This is a genomic window from Streptomyces sp. NPDC058092, from assembly GCF_042884935.1.
In the GTDB taxonomy this organism is placed as follows: Bacteria; Actinomycetota; Actinomycetes; order Streptomycetales; family Streptomycetaceae; genus Streptomyces.
This window is the reverse complement of record NZ_JBHVSY010000006.1, coordinates 193,185-210,770: the sequence shown is the minus strand read 5'-3', so window position 1 is coordinate 210,770 and position 17,586 is coordinate 193,185. Positions and strand designations below refer to the sequence as shown.

General features: G+C 66.6%; 11 protein-coding genes and 2 pseudogenes. 7 read left to right on the top strand and 6 right to left on the bottom strand.

Translation table 11 applies throughout. The annotated features are described in order from the left end of the window. Positions 1-882 precede the first annotated feature (882 nt). A pseudogene (locus ACFVV1_RS12780) lies at positions 883-1,948 on the top strand (hypothetical protein). Positions 1,949-2,242: 294 nt separating this feature from the next. Here the strand turns inward: ACFVV1_RS12780 and ACFVV1_RS12775 are convergent. From ACFVV1_RS12775 to ACFVV1_RS12765, 3 genes are all read right to left on the bottom strand, one after another. After that, on the bottom strand, positions 2,243-2,806 hold the full coding sequence (locus tag ACFVV1_RS12775) for a hypothetical protein (RefSeq protein WP_389988772.1): 564 nt from the start codon (positions 2,804-2,806) through the stop codon (positions 2,243-2,245). 102 nt (positions 2,807-2,908) lie between these two features. Beyond that, entirely contained in the window at positions 2,909-3,247 is a 339-nt protein-coding gene (locus tag ACFVV1_RS12770) for a hypothetical protein (RefSeq protein WP_389988769.1), read from the bottom strand. Beyond that, complete coding sequence (locus ACFVV1_RS12765) at positions 3,226-4,134, bottom strand: DNA sulfur modification protein DndB (RefSeq protein ID WP_389988766.1); 909 nt, start codon at positions 4,132-4,134, stop codon at positions 3,226-3,228. Before ACFVV1_RS12765 ends, ACFVV1_RS12770 begins: the two co-directional genes overlap by 22 nt. A 194-nt stretch (positions 4,135-4,328) precedes the next feature. On the opposite strand from ACFVV1_RS12765, the gene ACFVV1_RS12760 reads away from it, so the two are divergent. The 4 genes from ACFVV1_RS12760 to ACFVV1_RS12745 all read left to right on the top strand — a co-directional run bounded on the left by ACFVV1_RS12760 (position 4,329) and on the right by ACFVV1_RS12745 (position 13,175). Then, entirely contained in the window at positions 4,329-6,497 is a 2,169-nt protein-coding gene (locus ACFVV1_RS12760) for an N-6 DNA methylase (RefSeq protein WP_389988763.1), read from the top strand. Positions 6,498-6,586: 89 nt separating this feature from the next. After that, positions 6,587-8,701: an N-6 DNA methylase gene (locus tag ACFVV1_RS12755; protein WP_389988760.1), complete on the top strand. Its 2,115-nt coding sequence runs from the start codon at positions 6,587-6,589 to the stop codon at positions 8,699-8,701. Next, positions 8,698-9,996: a restriction endonuclease subunit S gene (locus ACFVV1_RS12750; protein WP_389988757.1), complete on the top strand. Its 1,299-nt coding sequence runs from the start codon at positions 8,698-8,700 to the stop codon at positions 9,994-9,996. The genes ACFVV1_RS12755 and ACFVV1_RS12750 overlap by 4 nt, the downstream gene beginning before the upstream one ends. Continuing rightward, positions 9,993-13,175, top strand: a complete 3,183-nt coding sequence (locus ACFVV1_RS12745; RefSeq protein ID WP_389988754.1) for a type I restriction endonuclease subunit R — start codon at positions 9,993-9,995, stop codon at positions 13,173-13,175. The genes ACFVV1_RS12750 and ACFVV1_RS12745 overlap by 4 nt, the downstream gene beginning before the upstream one ends. A 74-nt stretch (positions 13,176-13,249) precedes the next feature. Here the strand turns inward: ACFVV1_RS12745 and ACFVV1_RS12740 are convergent, their stop codons facing one another. Then, on the bottom strand, positions 13,250-13,480 hold the full coding sequence (locus ACFVV1_RS12740) for a DUF397 domain-containing protein (RefSeq protein WP_389988751.1): 231 nt from the start codon (positions 13,478-13,480) through the stop codon (positions 13,250-13,252). A 20-nt stretch (positions 13,481-13,500) separates the two neighbouring features. Further along, the gene (locus ACFVV1_RS12735) at positions 13,501-14,394 is read right to left on the bottom strand and encodes a helix-turn-helix domain-containing protein (RefSeq protein ID WP_389989077.1); all 894 of its coding nucleotides are present in this window, start codon (positions 14,392-14,394) and stop codon (positions 13,501-13,503) included. Positions 14,395-14,512: 118 nt separating this feature from the next. Here ACFVV1_RS12735 and ACFVV1_RS12730 point away from each other — a divergent pair. Further along, positions 14,513-14,734 (top strand): annotated as a pseudogene (locus tag ACFVV1_RS12730) (ATP-binding protein); the annotation flags it as partial. A 17-nt stretch (positions 14,735-14,751) separates the two neighbouring features. On the opposite strand, the gene ACFVV1_RS12725 reads toward ACFVV1_RS12730, so the two are convergent. Next, positions 14,752-16,890 (bottom strand): AIPR family protein, encoded by a 2,139-nt coding sequence (locus tag ACFVV1_RS12725; RefSeq protein ID WP_389988748.1) that lies wholly within the window; start codon positions 16,888-16,890, stop codon positions 14,752-14,754. Between the two features lie 391 nt (positions 16,891-17,281). Between ACFVV1_RS12725 and ACFVV1_RS12720 the strand changes: the two genes are divergently transcribed. Beyond that, complete coding sequence (locus tag ACFVV1_RS12720) at positions 17,282-17,581, top strand: NIPSNAP family protein (protein WP_389988745.1); 300 nt, start codon at positions 17,282-17,284, stop codon at positions 17,579-17,581. Positions 17,582-17,586 lie beyond the last annotated feature (5 nt).

Here is a 17,586-nt window from a genome sequence, read left to right as displayed (position 1 = left end):
GTACCCGAGGGCATGCCGCCCAGCGTTCTGTCAATTCTTGAAGATGTGACCGGGCCGGCGATTTAGTACGCTCCCGGGGGCATGCCGCCAAGTGCTCTGTCAATTTCTGAACCTGATGTTTGACCTCGCGGGAATTCCGTGCCCCACCTCGCGTTCTGCCTCTGTCCCGCCCCGTGCTCCGTTCCGGGCACGGAGGCGGGACACGGGGGCGGGCGCCCCCGCCGGTGCGTCTGCTCCCGGAGCCCGTCCTGGCGGGTGTCCTGGGGCCATCGGGAGCGGCAGAGTACCCAGACGGCCACCCCGTGCGGGCGGCCCTTTCGGCCTGCCGATTCAGCGGGCCGAACGTCCTTCCCCGCATATCTTCCGAATGGGAGGATCGGAATTCACCCGGGTCAGCGGAACGGAAGTCGGCAGGGTTTCCATGGAGAGGCAGGGGATGACCCTACAGGGCCAATGGTGGAGCGAAAGCGACAGTTATGTCTCGGACATTCTCTCGGTGTGCTCATTGGATTCGGACCGTCCGGTTCTTCTCTGGCACGGTCAGGTGATATCAGGTGCCGAACTGAACCGTTCCGCCCTCGAGGTATTCCATACGCTGCGTGACAACGGCGTACGGAAAGGGGATGTCGTAGCCGTTCTGGTTAGCGACCACGGACGCCGCAGGCCCGAGATGTTCGGAACTGGTTCCAACATGAATGGCAATTCGCCGAACGTCGCAAGAACCGTGACCAGATGGTTCCAACAAGGGCGTCCCAGCAGATCAAAACCACCAGGTCACCTCACCGGTTCCAACTATCGTGTCCCGGCTCACTTGGCCAGTTGAGCGCTGGCGCCGGTTGAGGCGGCCGGGAACTGTCGGTGGCTGGTGACAGGATCGCCGGTATGGTCTTCGTACGTACTACTCCGCCGCGGCCGGTCGACGTCACCACAGTCTTTCCTGAGCTGGCTCCGTTGGCGCGAGCTGCAATTCGGCTGCACCCTCGTGCCGGGTCGCCTTCGGTGTGGGAGAGCTCGGTCGGGGGGCCGTTGCTGTGGCCGGCTGAGGAGCCATGGCCGCACTGCGAAAGCTCGCACCCGGGCAGCGGGGTGTGCCAGTCACCGGCAGAAGTGCGGCTCAAGAGGCGCAGACGGGCCCGGCTGCACCGTGATCCCCATGGTCCTCAGTACACGCCTGAGGAGGCGGTGATCAAGGAGCGCAACGACGCGATGTTCATGGAGCGACTCGAGGCCGGCCCTCCGTGGCCCGCGGAGTGCCCGGTCCCCATGCTGCCAGTGGCCCAGCTGTATGTGCGCGACGTACCCCTGTTGCGGCCGCCCGGACAGGCGGACTTGCTCCAGGTGCTGTGGTGCCCTTACGACCACGAGCCGCATGCCAAGCCTTCGACCGCACTGCTGGCGGTCCGCCGCGGGGGTCGGCGATGTCCTCGCCGTACCGCCGGAACCGTATGAGGCGGACTGGGAAGGCTATGTGCCGGAGCCATGTCTGCTGGCACCGGAACAGATCACCGAGTACCCCAACAGCCTCGATCTGAGCGCGGAGGTGCGGCAGCTGCTGGGGGACTGGAGCAGATGGCAGGCAGCTGACGTCGGCGTGGACAGCTCGTACGCGGACTATCCGGCGGAGTTCTATGACTGTGAGCTGGCCGACGCTCCCGGCTGGAAGGTCGGCGGCTGGCCCCCGTGGGGCCGCACCGACCCGTATCCCCGATTCTGCGCTGTCTGCGACGCTCAGATGGTCCCGTTGCTGACCATCGCCTCCTTCGAATGGGACGGCGGTACGCACGGCTGGGCACCGTACGAGGATCAAGCCGCCGCATTTTCCGCCGGTCACGTCGCCGGCCAGAACCCGGCGCAGCCGACCGCGGTCGAAATCGGCAGCACCGACAATCTGCAGCTCTATGCCTGCCCGGCATCTCCGGAGCATCCGCACACCGACCTGATCCAGTGAGCTGTCGCCGAGCCCTCTTTCGCGAGGCCGCACACACCGCAACAGCCCTGGGCGGGGCCCGGGTTCGGCCGGCCGGCAGCGGACGTGGAATCCGTGGTCATCAGCGCAGCCCTCCCCCAGGTCCGAACTGCCGTACCGAGTTCACCACAGAAGTCCAGCTTCGGGTGAACGTCCTGATATCAAGGCAGGCCATTCCCGTATTCGCCGGGTCAGCTCATCGGTTACCGGCAGAAGAGAGAAGCATCGCGGGGCAGCACCCCGCGCACGCTCCTTTCCGCCATCGCATCACCCCGCTCAGCCGACCCTCTTCCATTCCGCGCAGCGGTTCGTCTTGAAGTACTCGCCCTTGTTGAGCGTCACGCGACCGGGGCCGTTCAGATTGTTGTTGGCGATGATCGAGCCGAACTCACCGCTCGCGTCCTTGGAGCGCTCCCAGTAGCAGCCGAAGGAACTGTCCGGTCCTGCAGTCTTGTACGTCCCTGCTGCGATGTCCTCCCCGACCAGGTACTCCCCGTCCCCGTCGAAGCTCGTGGCCGGGCCGGCCGGTGCCGTCTTCTTCGGCGCTTTCGGCTTCGCGGTCACCGTCTTGGTCACGGTCGGCGCGGGGCGGGCCTTCGCGGTCTCGGTCACCGTCACGGTCGGCCCGGGCTTCGCCGATCCGCTCGTTGTGGCGTCCGCGTCGGCTTCCCCGCTCGATCCGATCCCCGTTCCGATGAGCAGGGCGACGAAGCCGACCGCGCCGTGCGTGAGCCATGCCTTGCCACGCGAGGGCTTGTGCGGCGGGAGGGCGGGCGGGATCGGGACGGTGTGCTGGGGTGCGTGGTACGGGACGGGGCCCTGGTGGTGTGGAGTGCTCATGGTGTTGTGCTCCAAGTCGCTTCTGTATGGGGCGGGTTCGGAATGTGGGGGCCGCCGCTCCGGAGCGGCGGACCCGAGAGGGGTGCGTGCGCGCTCCGGCGTCTACTGGCCGCGAATCCGGCGCCCGGCTTCGGTACCGGGGTAGAGGATGGCGTCGGCGACCCGGCCGCCGGAGTCCTTCACGCCGCCGCTGAAGTTGAGGCGTCCGGAGGTACCCGACTTCGCTGCCACACCGTCCCAGTAGCGGGCCTCGCGCTCCCACCGGATGTCGGAGAGCAGCCGGTGCATTTCGTCGGCGCCCAGGGCGTTCGCCGGGTCGGCCCACGGCGCGGTGTGGTGCACGGCGATGCCGAGCCCGGCGAGCACGGCCGGTGCGGTGAGGGCGCTGCGCGAGACGAAGTGCTCGCTGCGGTCGCCGATCAGGCGGGCCAGCAGCGGCACGACGTTCTGCTCGACCTGCTCGGCGCTCGACCCTGCGGGCAGTTCGTCCTCGTGGACCGTCTCCGCCGAGCGGACAGTCCCCCGCGGCCGTAGATCGCCGTGATCACGAGCGCCCGGAGCGCGGACAGGGTGATGACCTCGGCGTCGGTCTTGCCCACCTGCCGCTTGCTGGCGTTGACGAGCTTGGTGAACGGTACGAGCTTGTCGTCGACGTCGATCTTGACGGCTTCGGCGACGCGGTGCGCGAGGCGGGTGGCGAAGTCCCGCTGGTCCATGGACATGGCCAGGTTCTTCGCGACGGCGATGCCCTGCACGTTGCGGTCGTAGAAGATCTGCCGCGCATCGGCCACGGTCAGGTCCACGTACAGCTCGAACGGCACGCGCACCCGGGCGAGTTCGGCGTAGGTGAGCCCGAACCGCTCGGGGTCGTCGTACAGCTCGTGCCAGGCGGTCGTCTGCGTCTCGCCGTCGATGGCGACCACGGACGTGCCGGGTGTGATGGTCAGGGTCCGCAGCCCGGTGCCGGGCAGCAGCTCGTCGCTGAGCGCGGCGAGCGGTCCGGCGTGCCAGAAGGTGATCGGCGGGGTGGACCAGCCGGCGCCCAGCTCGCCCTTCACACCGTCGGCGATGTACTCGGCGTACGAGCCGACGTTCTTGCCCTTCTGCGTGGACTTCAGTGCCCGCTGCACCAGCGATCGCAGTTCGGCATGGCGGCGCACGGCGCCGGACGCCGCCTTGAGCGTCTTCGTGTCCTCCTCGCGGCGGGGCGAGGGCACGAGCTGGACGAGCGTGGGTACGGACATGGTCCCGATCACGGCGTCCGCACGGAACGGCATGACGGTGAGCTGGGTTCCCTCGACGACGGCGGTCGGCATGGTGAGGCGCATGGCGGTTCCCCCAAGGAACGGTGTGACGGCGGACAGGCAGGCCGCAGGGATCGCTTGTCGTTCGGATGGCGGCCACCACCCGGAAGCAACGCTAGATAAGCATCACCGTGAAAGCACTGTCAAAGAGCTTGCGGGATTTGACGCCTGGTGTAGTTTGTAAACAGCTCCCTACCGAGAGGCTCTGGACTCGCGCCATGCCCCAGCCATCCGCACAGGTGACAGCCGCCGAGATCTCACGCATCGCGGGGGTCACACGCGCCACTGTCAGCAATTGGCGCCGACGTCACGACGACTTCCCCGCCCCTTCGGGAGGCACCGAGAGCAGCCCCCTGTACGACCTGCCGGCCGTGCGCGCCTGGCTGGACGCCCGGGGGCACGCCGCGGCAGTCAGCCCGCTGGAGGAACTGCGCACCTCGCTGCGCCTGCACCCGCAGGGCGGTGGCGCGGCAGCGAACCTCCTCCCCCTCGTCCTCACCACCGCCCGTCGCACGCCGGACGGGCTGACGGCCCTGGCCGAGTTGCCGGACGCCGATCTCGCCGCCCGCGCGAACGGCGCGGTCTCGACGCTCGCGGAGACCGTCCCCGGTGCGGAGGCCTCCCGCTTCTCGGCCGGTGACGCCCCGGCGCTGCGGGCTCTGGTCCGGTGCGTACGTGACGAGGGCGGCGAAGCGGCGCTGAGTGTGCTCGCGGAACGGGAGCTGGAGGACAGTGCCACCAGCGGCACCTACCGAACCCCCGCCCCGCTCGCGGATCTCGTGACCCGGCTGGTACCGGGTCCGCTGTCCCGCGTTCTCGACCCGGCCTGCGGCAGTGGGTCGCTGCTCACGGCGGCCGCCCGGCGGGGCGCGACGGAGTTGTACGGCCAGGACAGCGTGCCGGTCCAGGCCCGGCGCAGCGCGGTGGCCCTGATGCTGGCTGCCCCGGACGCGACGGTGACCGTCCGTACCGGCGACAGCCTCCGCGTCGACGCCTTCGGCGGGCTCGCCGTCGACGCCGTCCTGTGCAACCCGCCCTACGGCGACCGGGACTGGGGCCACGACGAGCTGGCCTACGACCCGCGCTGGGCGTACGGCGTGCCGGCCCGCGCCGAGTCCGAGCTGGCCTGGGTCCAGCACGCACTCGCTCATCTCGTACCGGGCGGTCATGCCGTCCTGATCCTTCCGCCCGCCACCGCTTCCCGCGCGTCGGGCCGCCGCGTACGGATGGAGCTGGTACGCAGCGGAGCCCTGCGCACGGTCGTCGCCCTGCCGGCCGGAGCAGCGGCCCCGCTGCACGTGGGGCTGCAGATCTGGGTCCTGCAGCGGCCGGAGCCGAGCGGCCCGGAGCGGAGATCCGTGCTCTTCGTCGATAGATCCGAGGAGCGCGGCACGGTACGGGCCGGGGGCACGACGGAGGCCGGTTCTCGCGGGGGCACACGGGGCGGCGGCCGGGCTTCCCTGGACTGGGCGGCCCTGACGGACCGGGTACTCACCGCGTGGGCAGCCTTCACGGACGCCCCGGACGAGTTCACCGACGAACCCGGCATCGCACGCGCGGTCCCGGTGGTCGACCTCATCGGCGACCTGGTCGACCTCTCCCCCGCCCGGTATGTACGTGTCTCCCGCACCGACATCGAACCGGCGGAGCTCGCCCGGGAAACGGACGACAGCCGCCGACGTCTCCTCGCCTCCGCCGACTCGCTGGGCAGGGCGGCGGGTCACGTCGAATGGCAGGTGGCCGGACCGGCGGCACGGGAGTGGCGTACGGCCACGGCGTCCGACCTGGCACGGGGCGGCGCGCTCGCGCTGCTGCGCACGGCCCCTGACGCGAAGGAGTCCAAGGGGTCACAGGACGCACCCTCCGTACCGACCGCCACCGCCGTCCTGACGGGCGCGGACATCGCGCGCGACACGGGCCCGACCGGCGACCCGTCCGGGCTGCGAGCGGACTCCACCCCGGTGATCGTTGCGGGCGATGTGCTCGTCCGGTCGGTCGCGGGCGGCAGCGGGCCGATGGTGCGGGTGGCGGGCAAGTCGGACGAGGGGGCACTCCTCGGTCGACAGGTCCACCTCTTCCGGCCCGATCCGGCACGCCTCGACCCGTGGTTCCTCGCGGGCTTCCTGGGCTCGGAGGAGAACCTCGCCGGCGCGTCGACCGGGAGCACGGTCCTGCACGTCAGTCCGGGGCGGCTGCGCGTGCCCCTGCTCCCGTTGGAGGAACAGCGCCGGTACGGGGAGGCGTTCCGCCGCGTCCATGAACTGAGGGCGGAGGCGCAGCGCGCGACGGAGCTGGCTGAGCAGACGGCACGGCTGCTGGCGGGCGGGCTGACGGGGGGCGGGCTGGTCCCGTCGTCGACCGGTCATGCCGCCATCGATTCGGCCTGAACGATACGACTACCTCCACGCATCCATCACACTTGTCCGAACCCGCTCCGGTTGGGGTGGGCGGGTCCGAAAGGAAACCGGGGAATCCCTTGAACAGCAGCAAGCACACGGAGCTGGCGAACCACGCCTGGTCCGTCGCCGACCTTCTGCGCGGCGATTACAAGCAGTCGGACTACGGAAAGGTCATCCTTCCGTTCACGGTGCTGCGCCGCCTGGAGTGCGTCCTGGAGCCGACGCGCGACAAGGTCGCGGAGGAGGCCGCCCGGTGCGAGGAGCAGGACCTCGACCCGGACTACTTCCTTCCGCGGGCCTCGGGCCACTCCTTCTACAACACCAGCGGCTTGACGCTCAAGAAGATCGCCGGCGATGCGGACAACGCCGCCGCCAACCTTCAGGTGTACATCGCGGGTTTCTCACCCAACGCCCGTGAGGTCCTGGAGAAGTACGAGTTCGCCCAGCAGGTCCGCAAGCTCGATGACGCGAACCTGCTCTACCAGGTCATCGGCAGGTTCACCGACCTGGACCTGCGTCCCGAGGTCGTGTCCAACCACAACATGGGCTACATTTTCGAGGAGCTGATCCGCCGCTTCTCCGAGCAGTCCAACGAGACCGCGGGTGAGCACTTCACCCCGCGCGAAGTCATCAAGCTGATGGTCAACCTGCTGATCGCCCCGGACGGCGACGCGCTCAGCATCCCCGGCGTCGTGCGTACGGTCCTGGACCCGGCCTGCGGCACGGGCGGCATGCTCAGCGCTGCCGAGGAACACATCAAGGCGTACAACAGGGACGCCACGGTGGAGGTGTACGGCCAGGAGCTCAACCCGGAGTCCTGGGCGATCTGCCGGTCCGACCTGATGATCAAGGGCCAGGACCCGGAGAACATCGCCTCCGGCAACTCCTTCTCCGACGACGGCCACGCGCGGGAGAAGTTCGACTACCTGCTGGCCAACCCGCCGTTCGGCGTGGCGTGGAAGAAGGTCCAGGAGGAGGTCGAGTACGAGCACAGGAACCTCGGCGACTCCGGCCGCTTCGGCGTGGGCCTGCCCCGTATCAGCGACGGCTCGCTGCTCTTCCTCCAGCACATGGTCTCGAAGATGAAGCCGGTGGACGTGAAGGGCGGGGGCGGCTCGCGCATCGCCGTCGTCTTCAACGGCTCCCCGCTCTTCTCGGGCGCGGCCGGCTCGGGTGAGTCGGAGATCCGCCGCTGGATCCTGGAGAACGACTGGCTGGAGGCGATCGTCGCGCTGCCGGACCAACTCTTCTACAACACCGGTATCTCGACCTATTTCTGGATCTTGACGAACCGCAAGGACGCCCAGCACAAGGGCAAGGTCGTACTGCTGGACGCGCGCGACCAGTGGGTGAAGATGCGCAAGTCACTGGGTGACAAGCGCAAGGAGCTCGGCGACGGCACCGGCAACAAGCCCAACCACATCGCCGACATCACCCGCCTGTACGGGGACGCGGTGGCCGCTGCGGCTGATGCGGAACACCCGCTGCACGGCAAGGTGAAGGTCTTCGACAACTCGGCGTTCGGGTACCAGCGGATCACGGTGGAGCGGCCGTTGAAGCTACGGTTCGAGCTGACGGACGAGACGCTGGCGTCGCTGCTCGCGTCGAAGCCGGTGCAGAAGTGGGCGGAGGAGCGCTTCCTGCCGCGCGAGCCGGAACTGGCGGCGAAGGCCAAGGCCCGGCGCAAGCTGACGGATGAGGAGGAGGCGCCGTTCCGGGAGCTAGCGGCGGTCGAGGCGAAGCCGCTCGCGGACGCGCTGAGCCCGCTGTTGGGCTCGAAGTGGGCGACCAAGTCCGAGTCGCAGGTGGCGGTACGGAACGCGATGGCGGAAGCCGGCGTGCAGGGCCCGACCGGTGCGCCGTTCACGAAGGCACTGCGGGACACGGTGGGCGTACGGGACGCGGAGGGTGAGGTCCAGAAGATCAAGGGCCAGCCGGAACCGGACGCTGAGCTGCGGGACTACGAGAACGTGCCGCTGGGCGAGGACGTCGAGGAGTACCTGAAGCGGGAGGTCCACCCGCACGTAGCGGACGCGTGGATCGACCACACGAAGACGAAGGTGGGGTACGAGATTCCGTTCACGCGGCACTTCTACGTGTACGAGCCGCCGCGACCGTTGGCGGAGATCGATGCCGAACTCAAGGCTTTGGAATCGGAGATCCAGACACTGCTTGGGGAGGTCACGGAATGACCTCGCACCGAATCAAGGATGTAGCGCGAATCAATCGCCACACCATTCCCGAAGACACTGATCCAGACTACAAGTTCCGGTACATCGACATCAGCGCTGTTGACGGATCGGGAGACGTCAGCGTACCCGACAACGACACTACTTTTTCTTCTGCACCCTCCAGAGCGCGACGTATCGCGCCACCTGGTTCGATTCTCGTATCGACTGTGCGAACCTATCTGCGCGCCATCGCCACCGTTCCCGAGCACGAGTCCGATCTGGTGTTTTCTACAGGATTCGCAATCCTGGAGGCCGAGCAGCAGGTCAACAGTCGGTTCCTCGGCCACTACTGCCTCTCACAACCGTTCATCGACGAGGTCGTATCCCGCTCCACCGGGGTGAGCTACCCGGCGATCAATCCATCCGAGATCGGAAACCTGCCGATCTCACTCCCGGCGCCGGACGAGCAGCGCCGCATTGCCGACTTCCTCGACGCCGAGACCGCCCGCATCAACAAGCTCGTCGCCCTTCGCGAGGCCCAGGAACTGAACCTGAATGAGAGGTCTTATGCCTCCCTGTCTGAGGTCCTGCTGCCGGGAATCCTGACTTCCCCCTCGGGTTTCTGGCCGTGGACATGGCTACCGAGGGCCACGAATGATCAACCGCTCGTCCGTCTCGGTTACGTCTGCCGTTTGCAGAACGGACTGACTGTCGATGGCAAACGCGACGTTTCAGGCGACGTGGTGACTCGCCCTTACCTGCGAGTCGCCAATGTCCAAGCAGGGAGCGTGACCCTAGAAACAGTTACTGAGATTACCGTCCCCCGAGAAACCGCCAATCGAAGCACGCTTCGCCCCGGCGATGTCCTGATGACCGAGGGTGGCGACCTGGACAAACTTGGACGAGGCGCTGTCTGGCGAGGAGAGCTTCCCGGGTGCTTGCATCAGAATCACGTGTTCGCACTGCGGCCGGAACCAGACCGATTGGATGGTGACTACCTGGCCCTAATGACCCGCACGCTTCACGGGCGATGCTATTTCGAGAGCACCGGAACCAGGACAACTAACCTCGCTTCGACGAATAGCAGTAAAATCCTCAGCTTCCCGATTCCCCTGCCAAACATCGCCGACCAACACAATCTTGCCCAGCAGGCCCAGAAAACTCTCGACGCAATCGACGCCGCGAGTCAATCTCTGAGGCGCCAACGTCACCTGCTCGCCGAACGCCGCCAGGCCCTCATCACCGCGGCCGTAACCGGCCAATTCGACGTCTCCACCGCCAGCGGCCGCAACGTAACGGACGGAGTCCACCCGTGAGCCCCACCATCCACAACGAGTCCGCCTTCGGGGACGCCATCGTCGCCGCGATGACCGAGCGCGGCTGGCGTGAGGCGCGGCCCGAGGACTATCAGGCCGACCTCGGGCTGGACACCAACGAGCTGTTCACCTTCCTCGGCGAGACACAGATCAACGAGTGGAACGAACTGCTCGCCGTCTACGGCAACAACGTCAACGACGCCCAGCACGGCTTCGCCCGGCGCCTGGACAAGGCCATCAGCGAGGATGGCCTACTCAACGTCCTCCGCAACGGCGTCAAGGACCGGGGAGTCCGCCTCCGGGTGGCCTATTTCAAGCCGAATCTCGTCGCCGACGACTCCGTCCTCGACGGCTACCGGGCCAACCACCTCACCGTCGTACGTGAAATCGTCTACGCGACCAAGCAGGCCGACTGGGGCAACAAGCTCGACCTGACCCTGTTCCTCAACGGAATCCCCGTCGCCACCGCCGAGTTGAAGAACCCGCTGACCCGGCAGGGCGTCGAGGACGCCAAGGAGCAGTACCGCACCGACCGCGATCCCACCGAGCTGATCTTCACCCGCCGCGTCGTCGCCAACTTCGCGGTCGACCCGGACCTCGTCTTCGTCGCCACCCAGCTCCGGGGCAAGAACACCCGTTTCCTGCCCTTCAACACCGGTTCCAACGGCGCGGGCCTGCCCGGTGGCGCAGGGAACCCGGACCCCACCGCGTACGGCACGTATTGCACCTCCTACCTGTGGGAGCAGGTCTGGGCGCGGGACAACTGGCTGGAACTGCTTCAGCGTTACGTGCACCAGCAGAAGACCCGGACCCCCGGCGGTGGGACCACCAAGTCGACGATCTTCCCGCGCTTCCACCAGTGGGACGTCGTCAAGAAGCTCACCACCCATGCCGCGACCCACGGCGTGGGCCAGAACTACCTCGTCATGGCCTCGGCCGGTTCCGGCAAGTCGAACACCATCGGCTGGCTGGCTCACCGCCTGAGCGACCTCCATGCCGACTCCGACCCCCGCACGCTCGACCCGGAGGCGTTGTCGGCCGGCCGGATCAAGCCGGGTGCGCCGGTATTCGACAAGGTCATCGTCATCACGGACCGCCGAAACCTCGATGCCCAACTCCGTGAAACGGTCGGCAGTTTCTCGCAGACCGATGGCCTGGTCGTGAAGGTGGACGAGAAGCACGGCTCGAAGAGCGAGCAGCTCGCCCGCGCGCTCTCCCGCGACACGGGCAAGATCGTGACCGTCACCCTTCACTCGTTCCCCGCGCTCATCGACTACATCGAGCGCAACCCGACGGAGATCAAGGGCACGAATTTCGCCATCGTCATCGACGAGGCGCACTCCTCCCAGTCCGGCGACGCCTCCACCGCCGTCAAGGCCGCCCTGCGTGACCTCGGTCTGGACGCCGACTCGGAGGACCAGGGCGCAAGCGCTGTCACCGTCTACGAGAAGCTGAAGCAGAAGGCCGCGGAGCGTTCCCGGGCCGCGAATCTCTCCTACTTCGCGTTCACCGCCACCCCGAAGGCGAAGACCCTCGAACTCTTCGGCACGGAAGACACCGTGGACGGCAAGGCGGCCTACCGCCCCTTCCACACCTACTCCATGCGTCAGGCCATCGAGGAGGGCTTCATCCTCGACCCGCTGCGGAACTACGTCACGTACAACACGTACTGGAAGCTGGTGAACCAGAATCGGGACGAGCGCGAGGTGGACCCCTCGAAGGCCAACAGCCTGCTCGCCCGGTACGCCCTCACCCACGAGCACACCGTCTCCCAGCACGCGCAGGTGATCGTCGAGCACTTCCTGACGCACTCCCGCGGCCGGCTCGGCGGGCGCGCCAAGTCCATGGTGGTGACGGCCTCGCGGCAGTCCGCCGTACAGATGGCGCGGGCGATCAAGAGCTACATCAAGGACCGGGAGTACGACACCAAGTACCCGGACCTGGGTGTCTTGGTGGCGTTCTCCGGCTCGCTCACGATCGACGGCGAGGAGACGACCGAGCCGAAGGAGAACGGCGGGATCGCGGAGAGCGCGCTGCCGAAGGCATTCGCGTACACGCGCGCCGACGACAAGGCGGTCGGCGCGGGCGGCCGGGGCCAGCAGGAGTACAAGATCCTGGTGGTCGCGGAGAAGTACCAGACCGGCTTCGACCAGCCGCTGTTGACGACCATGTACGTCAACAAGACGCTGACCGGTATCTCCGCCGTGCAGACCCTCTCCCGGCTCAACCGCACCGCCGACCGCAAGACCCAGTCGGACCTGGCGGTCCTGGATTTCGTAAACGACGCCGAGGACATCCAGGAGGCGTTCCGCCCGTATTTCGAGGAGGCCAACACCCTCCCGTCCGAGCCCAATCTCCTTTACACCGCGCAGAGTCGGGTGATGTCGGCGCCGATCATCTCCGAGTCGGAGATGGACGAGTTCGCTACGGCGTACTTCGCGGCGAAGGAGAAGGCGGCCGGTTCGCAGGCGAAGTGGGAGAAGCTCCACGCGGAGCTGTACCGGCTCCTCTCCCCCGCCGTCGCCCGCTTCACGCCACTCCTGGAGAGCGAGGAGGAGGACGACGTGGAGACGGCGGAGGCCTTCCGTGCGGACCTCAACGACTATGTGCGTAAGTACGGTTTCCTCGCCCAGATCGTCCCGTACCGCGATGCCGAGCTGGAACGCCTCCACCTCTACGGCCGTTACCTCCTCAACCGGCTCCCCCGCCGTGCCGACGGTAGCGTCGACATAGGCGAGATCGACCTCAGTCACCTGCGCGTCGAGAAGACGGGTGAGCACGACGTCTCGCTCACCCCCGAGGGCTCGACCGCGCTCCCGGGTTTCGGTGACGGATCAGGCGGCGCGGCGGAGGCGGAGAAGTCGCTGCTGTCGGAGCTGATCGAGGCGTTCAACGCCAAGTTCGGCACGGACTTCACCGAGGAGGACGTCCGCAAGCCGTTCAACAAGACCACGGAAGACCCCAAGGTTCGGGCGGCAGCCGTCGTCAACGACGAGGCCAACTTCGGCAAGGTCTGGGACCGGGCCTTCGCCAACAACATGGCCGACCATATCGAGGCCACTGCCGGCATGGGCCGCCAGTACTTCGGCCCCGACAAGAGCTTCCGCTCCAACCTGGACCGCAGCGCGCGCCGAGCGGCGTGGCGGATGATCCGCCGCGAGGAGGGCGTGGACGAGTAGTCCCACAGCACACGGGAGGGTCCCGCCTCTACGCCTGTGCGGCGCGCGGCGGGACCCTCTTGGCGTTGTGTGCCTCAGCCGGCGACGAGGCCGATGAATCCGACCCACGCGCCCGGCCCAACGGTCAGCATGGGGCCGCTGAGCTGCTTCGAGTCGCGGATGTGCACGTGCGTGGCCGCAGTGGCGAACTCCACGCATTCGCCGCCGTTGCCGGTGCTGTAGCTGCTCTTGCGCCAGGCGACCTCCACGCACTGACCGCCTTCGGCCCCGCTGTAGCTGCTCTTGAACCAAGCCAGCTCCCGCATGGCAGGAGCATCGGTGGTGTTCATAGATCTCCCAGCAACTTCTCGATGAATCCCAGAGTCTCTCGCGGAGTGAGAGCCTGACTCCGGATGATCCCATAGCGCGCTGCAGCCAGCCGCGTCTCGTCCCGATCGGTCAGCAGGTTGCTGCGTCCCTGGACCTCCATGTAAACGAGCTGCTCCCCGCCTTTGCGGGTGATCACGGTGTACGGCCCGTCCACACCTGCGTTGTCCTCTCGGTCTAGCGGCATCAACTGCAGCTCCACATTGCGCATGTGGCCGAAAAGCAAGAGTTGCTCAAGCTGCCCACGCAGGATCTGCTTGCCTCCGAGGAGCTTGCGCAGTGCCCCTTCCTCCACCACGAAGCTCAGAAGGGGAGCTGGCCAGCGGCTGAAGATCTCCTGTCTCGCGAGGCGTGCAGCCACACGAAACTCAATGGTTTCCTCGTCGAGTAGCGGGCGCCGCATGGCGAGTACTGCCCGCATGTATTCCTCGGTCTGCAAGAGCCCGTTGACGATGTGACTGTCGTACACGCACAGTTCCACCGCCTCCGCCTCCAGCCGCGCCATATCCCGGAAGAACGGCGGATACTGCGCCCGCGCAACCTCCTCCTTCAACGCCAGCAGCAAGCCGCCGGCCTCCAGCACCGCGTCCGCCTTGTCGATGAACGCTGGCTGCGGAATCCGCCGCCCCTGCTCGAACGACGCGACGGACTGGGCCGCGTAGCCCACCCGCTTCCCGAACTCCGTCCGGTCCAGCCCTGCCCGCAGACGTAACAACTTCAGCTGCCGCCCGAACGCGGTCATCACCCCGGACCCCGGCTCGCCCTCCGGCCGCTTCCCGGTTTCCGCACCCGAAACACCCGAGCCCGACTCCACGTCCGTATCCTCGTCCGCGTCGCCCCGTGTCACCGTCATCGCCACCGCCTGTCTCACGCACCCACGTACGTACACGCAGACCGCCTCCGCGTACAAGCAGTCCGCGACGGCGCGTCACCCCTGGTCACGCTACGCCACCAAACGACACCGTGGAGCCATGACCGGCAATCCACCACTCCTTGTGCGCCCCCTTCGCACCAACCAACCCCGTTTCCCCTGGCACCACTTCTCGATGCGCTTCAGCTCCACGCCGCGCGGTGCCCGTCTCGCCCGGCGCCTGGCCGGCGAGCGGCTCGACGCGTGGGGCGTCCCGTACGGCAGCGACACGCACGACACGCTGACGCTGATCGTCGCCGAGTTGAGCGCCAACGCCGTACGCGAGCCGCAGTACGCCCCTCACTCCTGCTCGGCCTGTTCGTCAAGGAGCGCCAGTGCCATGTCAGAGAGGGTCAAGCCTCCTCCGTCCACAGTCCACCGGGCGGGACCCTGGACTGCGACTGGGGCTTGCTCCCAGCCCGCGAGTTCGTACATGTGCAGGACCAGGCGCGTAGGCGAATAGGCCCGGTTGTCCCCCGCCCACAGAAGGCACTTCGACCGGTCATTGACCCACGTCGCCTCACTACGTTGAGGTTCTTGGGCGAGCCATGCTTCGAGAGCATTAATCTCTGGCTTGTTCCACAGCCGCAGACGTAGGGGAGTCCCATCCGCGATCTTCCCGTGATCGACAAGAGTGGGCACGGCGTTGGGCCGACGGGTCTTGCGCCTGGCTGCTTTCGAGGGGCGATACTCGGCGGGTAGATCGGGGATGACGCCTGCACGTTCCGCATCACGGAGCACCAGCGCCGTGAGCTGCTTGCAACGCGCCACGTCCGTGAGGGTCCCGCTGAGGAATGACGTCGGCCCGAATTCACTGTCGATGTGGTGGATCAGCCAAGACAGGACCCGCGTAGTCAGGGCAGGCACCTCGGCGAGCACCTTGTCCCAGTCGTAGTCAGGGTCATCAATCCGGTCCTGCTCAATGAGCTGGAAGACCAGATGCGTGATCAGCAGGTCGCCTCGCTGGGCGACGTCTGCCGCACGCTTCTGGAACTTCTTACGCTCCTCGTTGAGCGCAGCACCGACCGCCCGGTGAACAAGCACTGACCGCCAGATCTGGAAGGCGCTCGGCCGCTCCGAGAACAGCCGGGGGTAGGCGCCGCCGGCTCCTCGTTCCCAGAGCAGATCCGTATCCCGCTTGGCACGCACGGTGAGTTCAGTGCCGTGATGCGCACACGCCAAGGCGATGGCAGAGTGGACCACCGAACACCCCTCTTCTGGAGCGGGGTCCGGCTCGCCACGCTTGTACACGTACGACTTTTGAAGTGACAGCGCGAAATCCTCCCGGATCATCGCCTGGACCTCGTCCAGGGCGATGAAGTCGCGTTGCTCCACATGGTTCTGGGTGTTGGTTGTCTCTGTGATCCGCCGCGCAAAGTCCGGCATGTTCTCACCGACAACGATGACCTTGACAGTAACTTCGGCATCTTCGACGGTATCCGCGGACGACTGCATCGCTCGATGCGCGGCGCTCACGGTCTGCGCTCCGTTGACCACGCTGACACCGTTGAGCTGTAGGTGCACCGGCTCGTCCGGCCTGCGTCGGCCGGGCCAGTCTTCGTCCAGCCCGTCGCAAAGCACCGTAACACCGTTATTGAAGAGCCAGAAATTCTCCGGCTCCTCAGCAAGCGTGTTGAGCATGCCCGAATTCACCCGAGTGGTGCCCAGGGACTGCCGAAGGTTCTGCGAATACAGACGGTCTTCGTAATCCCCGTACCACTCAGCAATGTTGCTTGCTGGAACCGTCCCCTGATAGGCAACAAGGGGCGTGTTCCGCTTGAGCCAGTTCGTCATGCGCACAGTGACCCGCACCGGCTCGGGAGCGAGGTCCTCACGAATCTGCCGCAGTACGTCCGCAGCGTTGACCACACGGTAGTCCAAGACAGGGCCGAGCCCGTTGAACTCCTTGCGGGCATCTTCGAGGATGGCGACAACCTCGTCGCTGAGCGTTCCCATTCCCATCACCGCGATCACCAGGGTGACCTTCAACCGGGCATCATGCATGGCGGAGTTCACCCGGGCAACAATCGGATCAAGTCGGTCGTTGAAGCGGTCGAAGCTGCGCTGCTCGATGAGGCGAAGACCATGGATGAACTTGTGGGCGGCGTCGGTGTTGAACTTGCCCTTGCCTTCGTCACTCCACTTGGCCTGGACGAGCCAGACCTCCTGTGTACCGTCGGTCACGGCCACACCATCGATGCCCTGGTCAAGTTCGCCGTCAATGACCGAACGACCTGCGGTCTTGTGGTCGCATCCGGTGACAACACGAATGGCCGCAGCGGTGAGTGCTCGAGACAGAAACCGCTGGTCGTACCCCCGCTGGTCATACGACTTGAGGTCTTCGTCATAGATGAGACCGACGTACTGCTCCATCAGCGCGGTACGAATCTGGTGGACGCGAATCGGAGTTGTGGCGTGCCTGCGCTCTGCGTCGTCCATGTCATCCCCCGGTACCGCTCGACTTGTCACCTGACACATAGTAGGTAACACCACGCCAGGATCGAAATGGCTCGAAGTCGCTTACGTGGGTTGCTACATGCACGGAACAGGCAATGCCAGGCATCCGGGCCTACAGCGCGGGTGTCGCTCGGCTGCGTGGGCCGAGACCCCACATCCGAGGCCCATCTGCTCAGGCGCCTCTGTCGTGACGTTGGTACCCGACCAGTATCCAGCCCTGGAGCCAACCGTCCGCAGCTACGATCGACACATCGTCCCGTGCGAGACCATGCGGTGATTCTTGGAGGAGAAGACCGAGGAAGATATTCGTTGCCGTGCCGCGTCGCATCGGGCGCATACCATCACCGAGTCCCACCGGAAAGGCACACCCCCCATGGCCAGGACCACGCAACTCCGCACCTACACCGTTCGTGACGGCATGCTGGACAAATGGGTGGAACGGTGGCGCGCGGAGATCGTACCGCTGCGCCTGGAACTGGGGTTCACGATCGGTGGGGCCTGGGTCGACCGGGAGCGCAACCGGTTCGTGTGGCTGATCTCCTACGAAGGTCCCGAAACATTCGCGGAGCGCAACGCGATCTACTGGTCGTCGCCCGCCCGCAAGGCGATGGACCTTGATCCGGACGACTATCTGGTGAGCACCGACGACCGGACGGTGGAAGAGCGGTACTGAGGCCG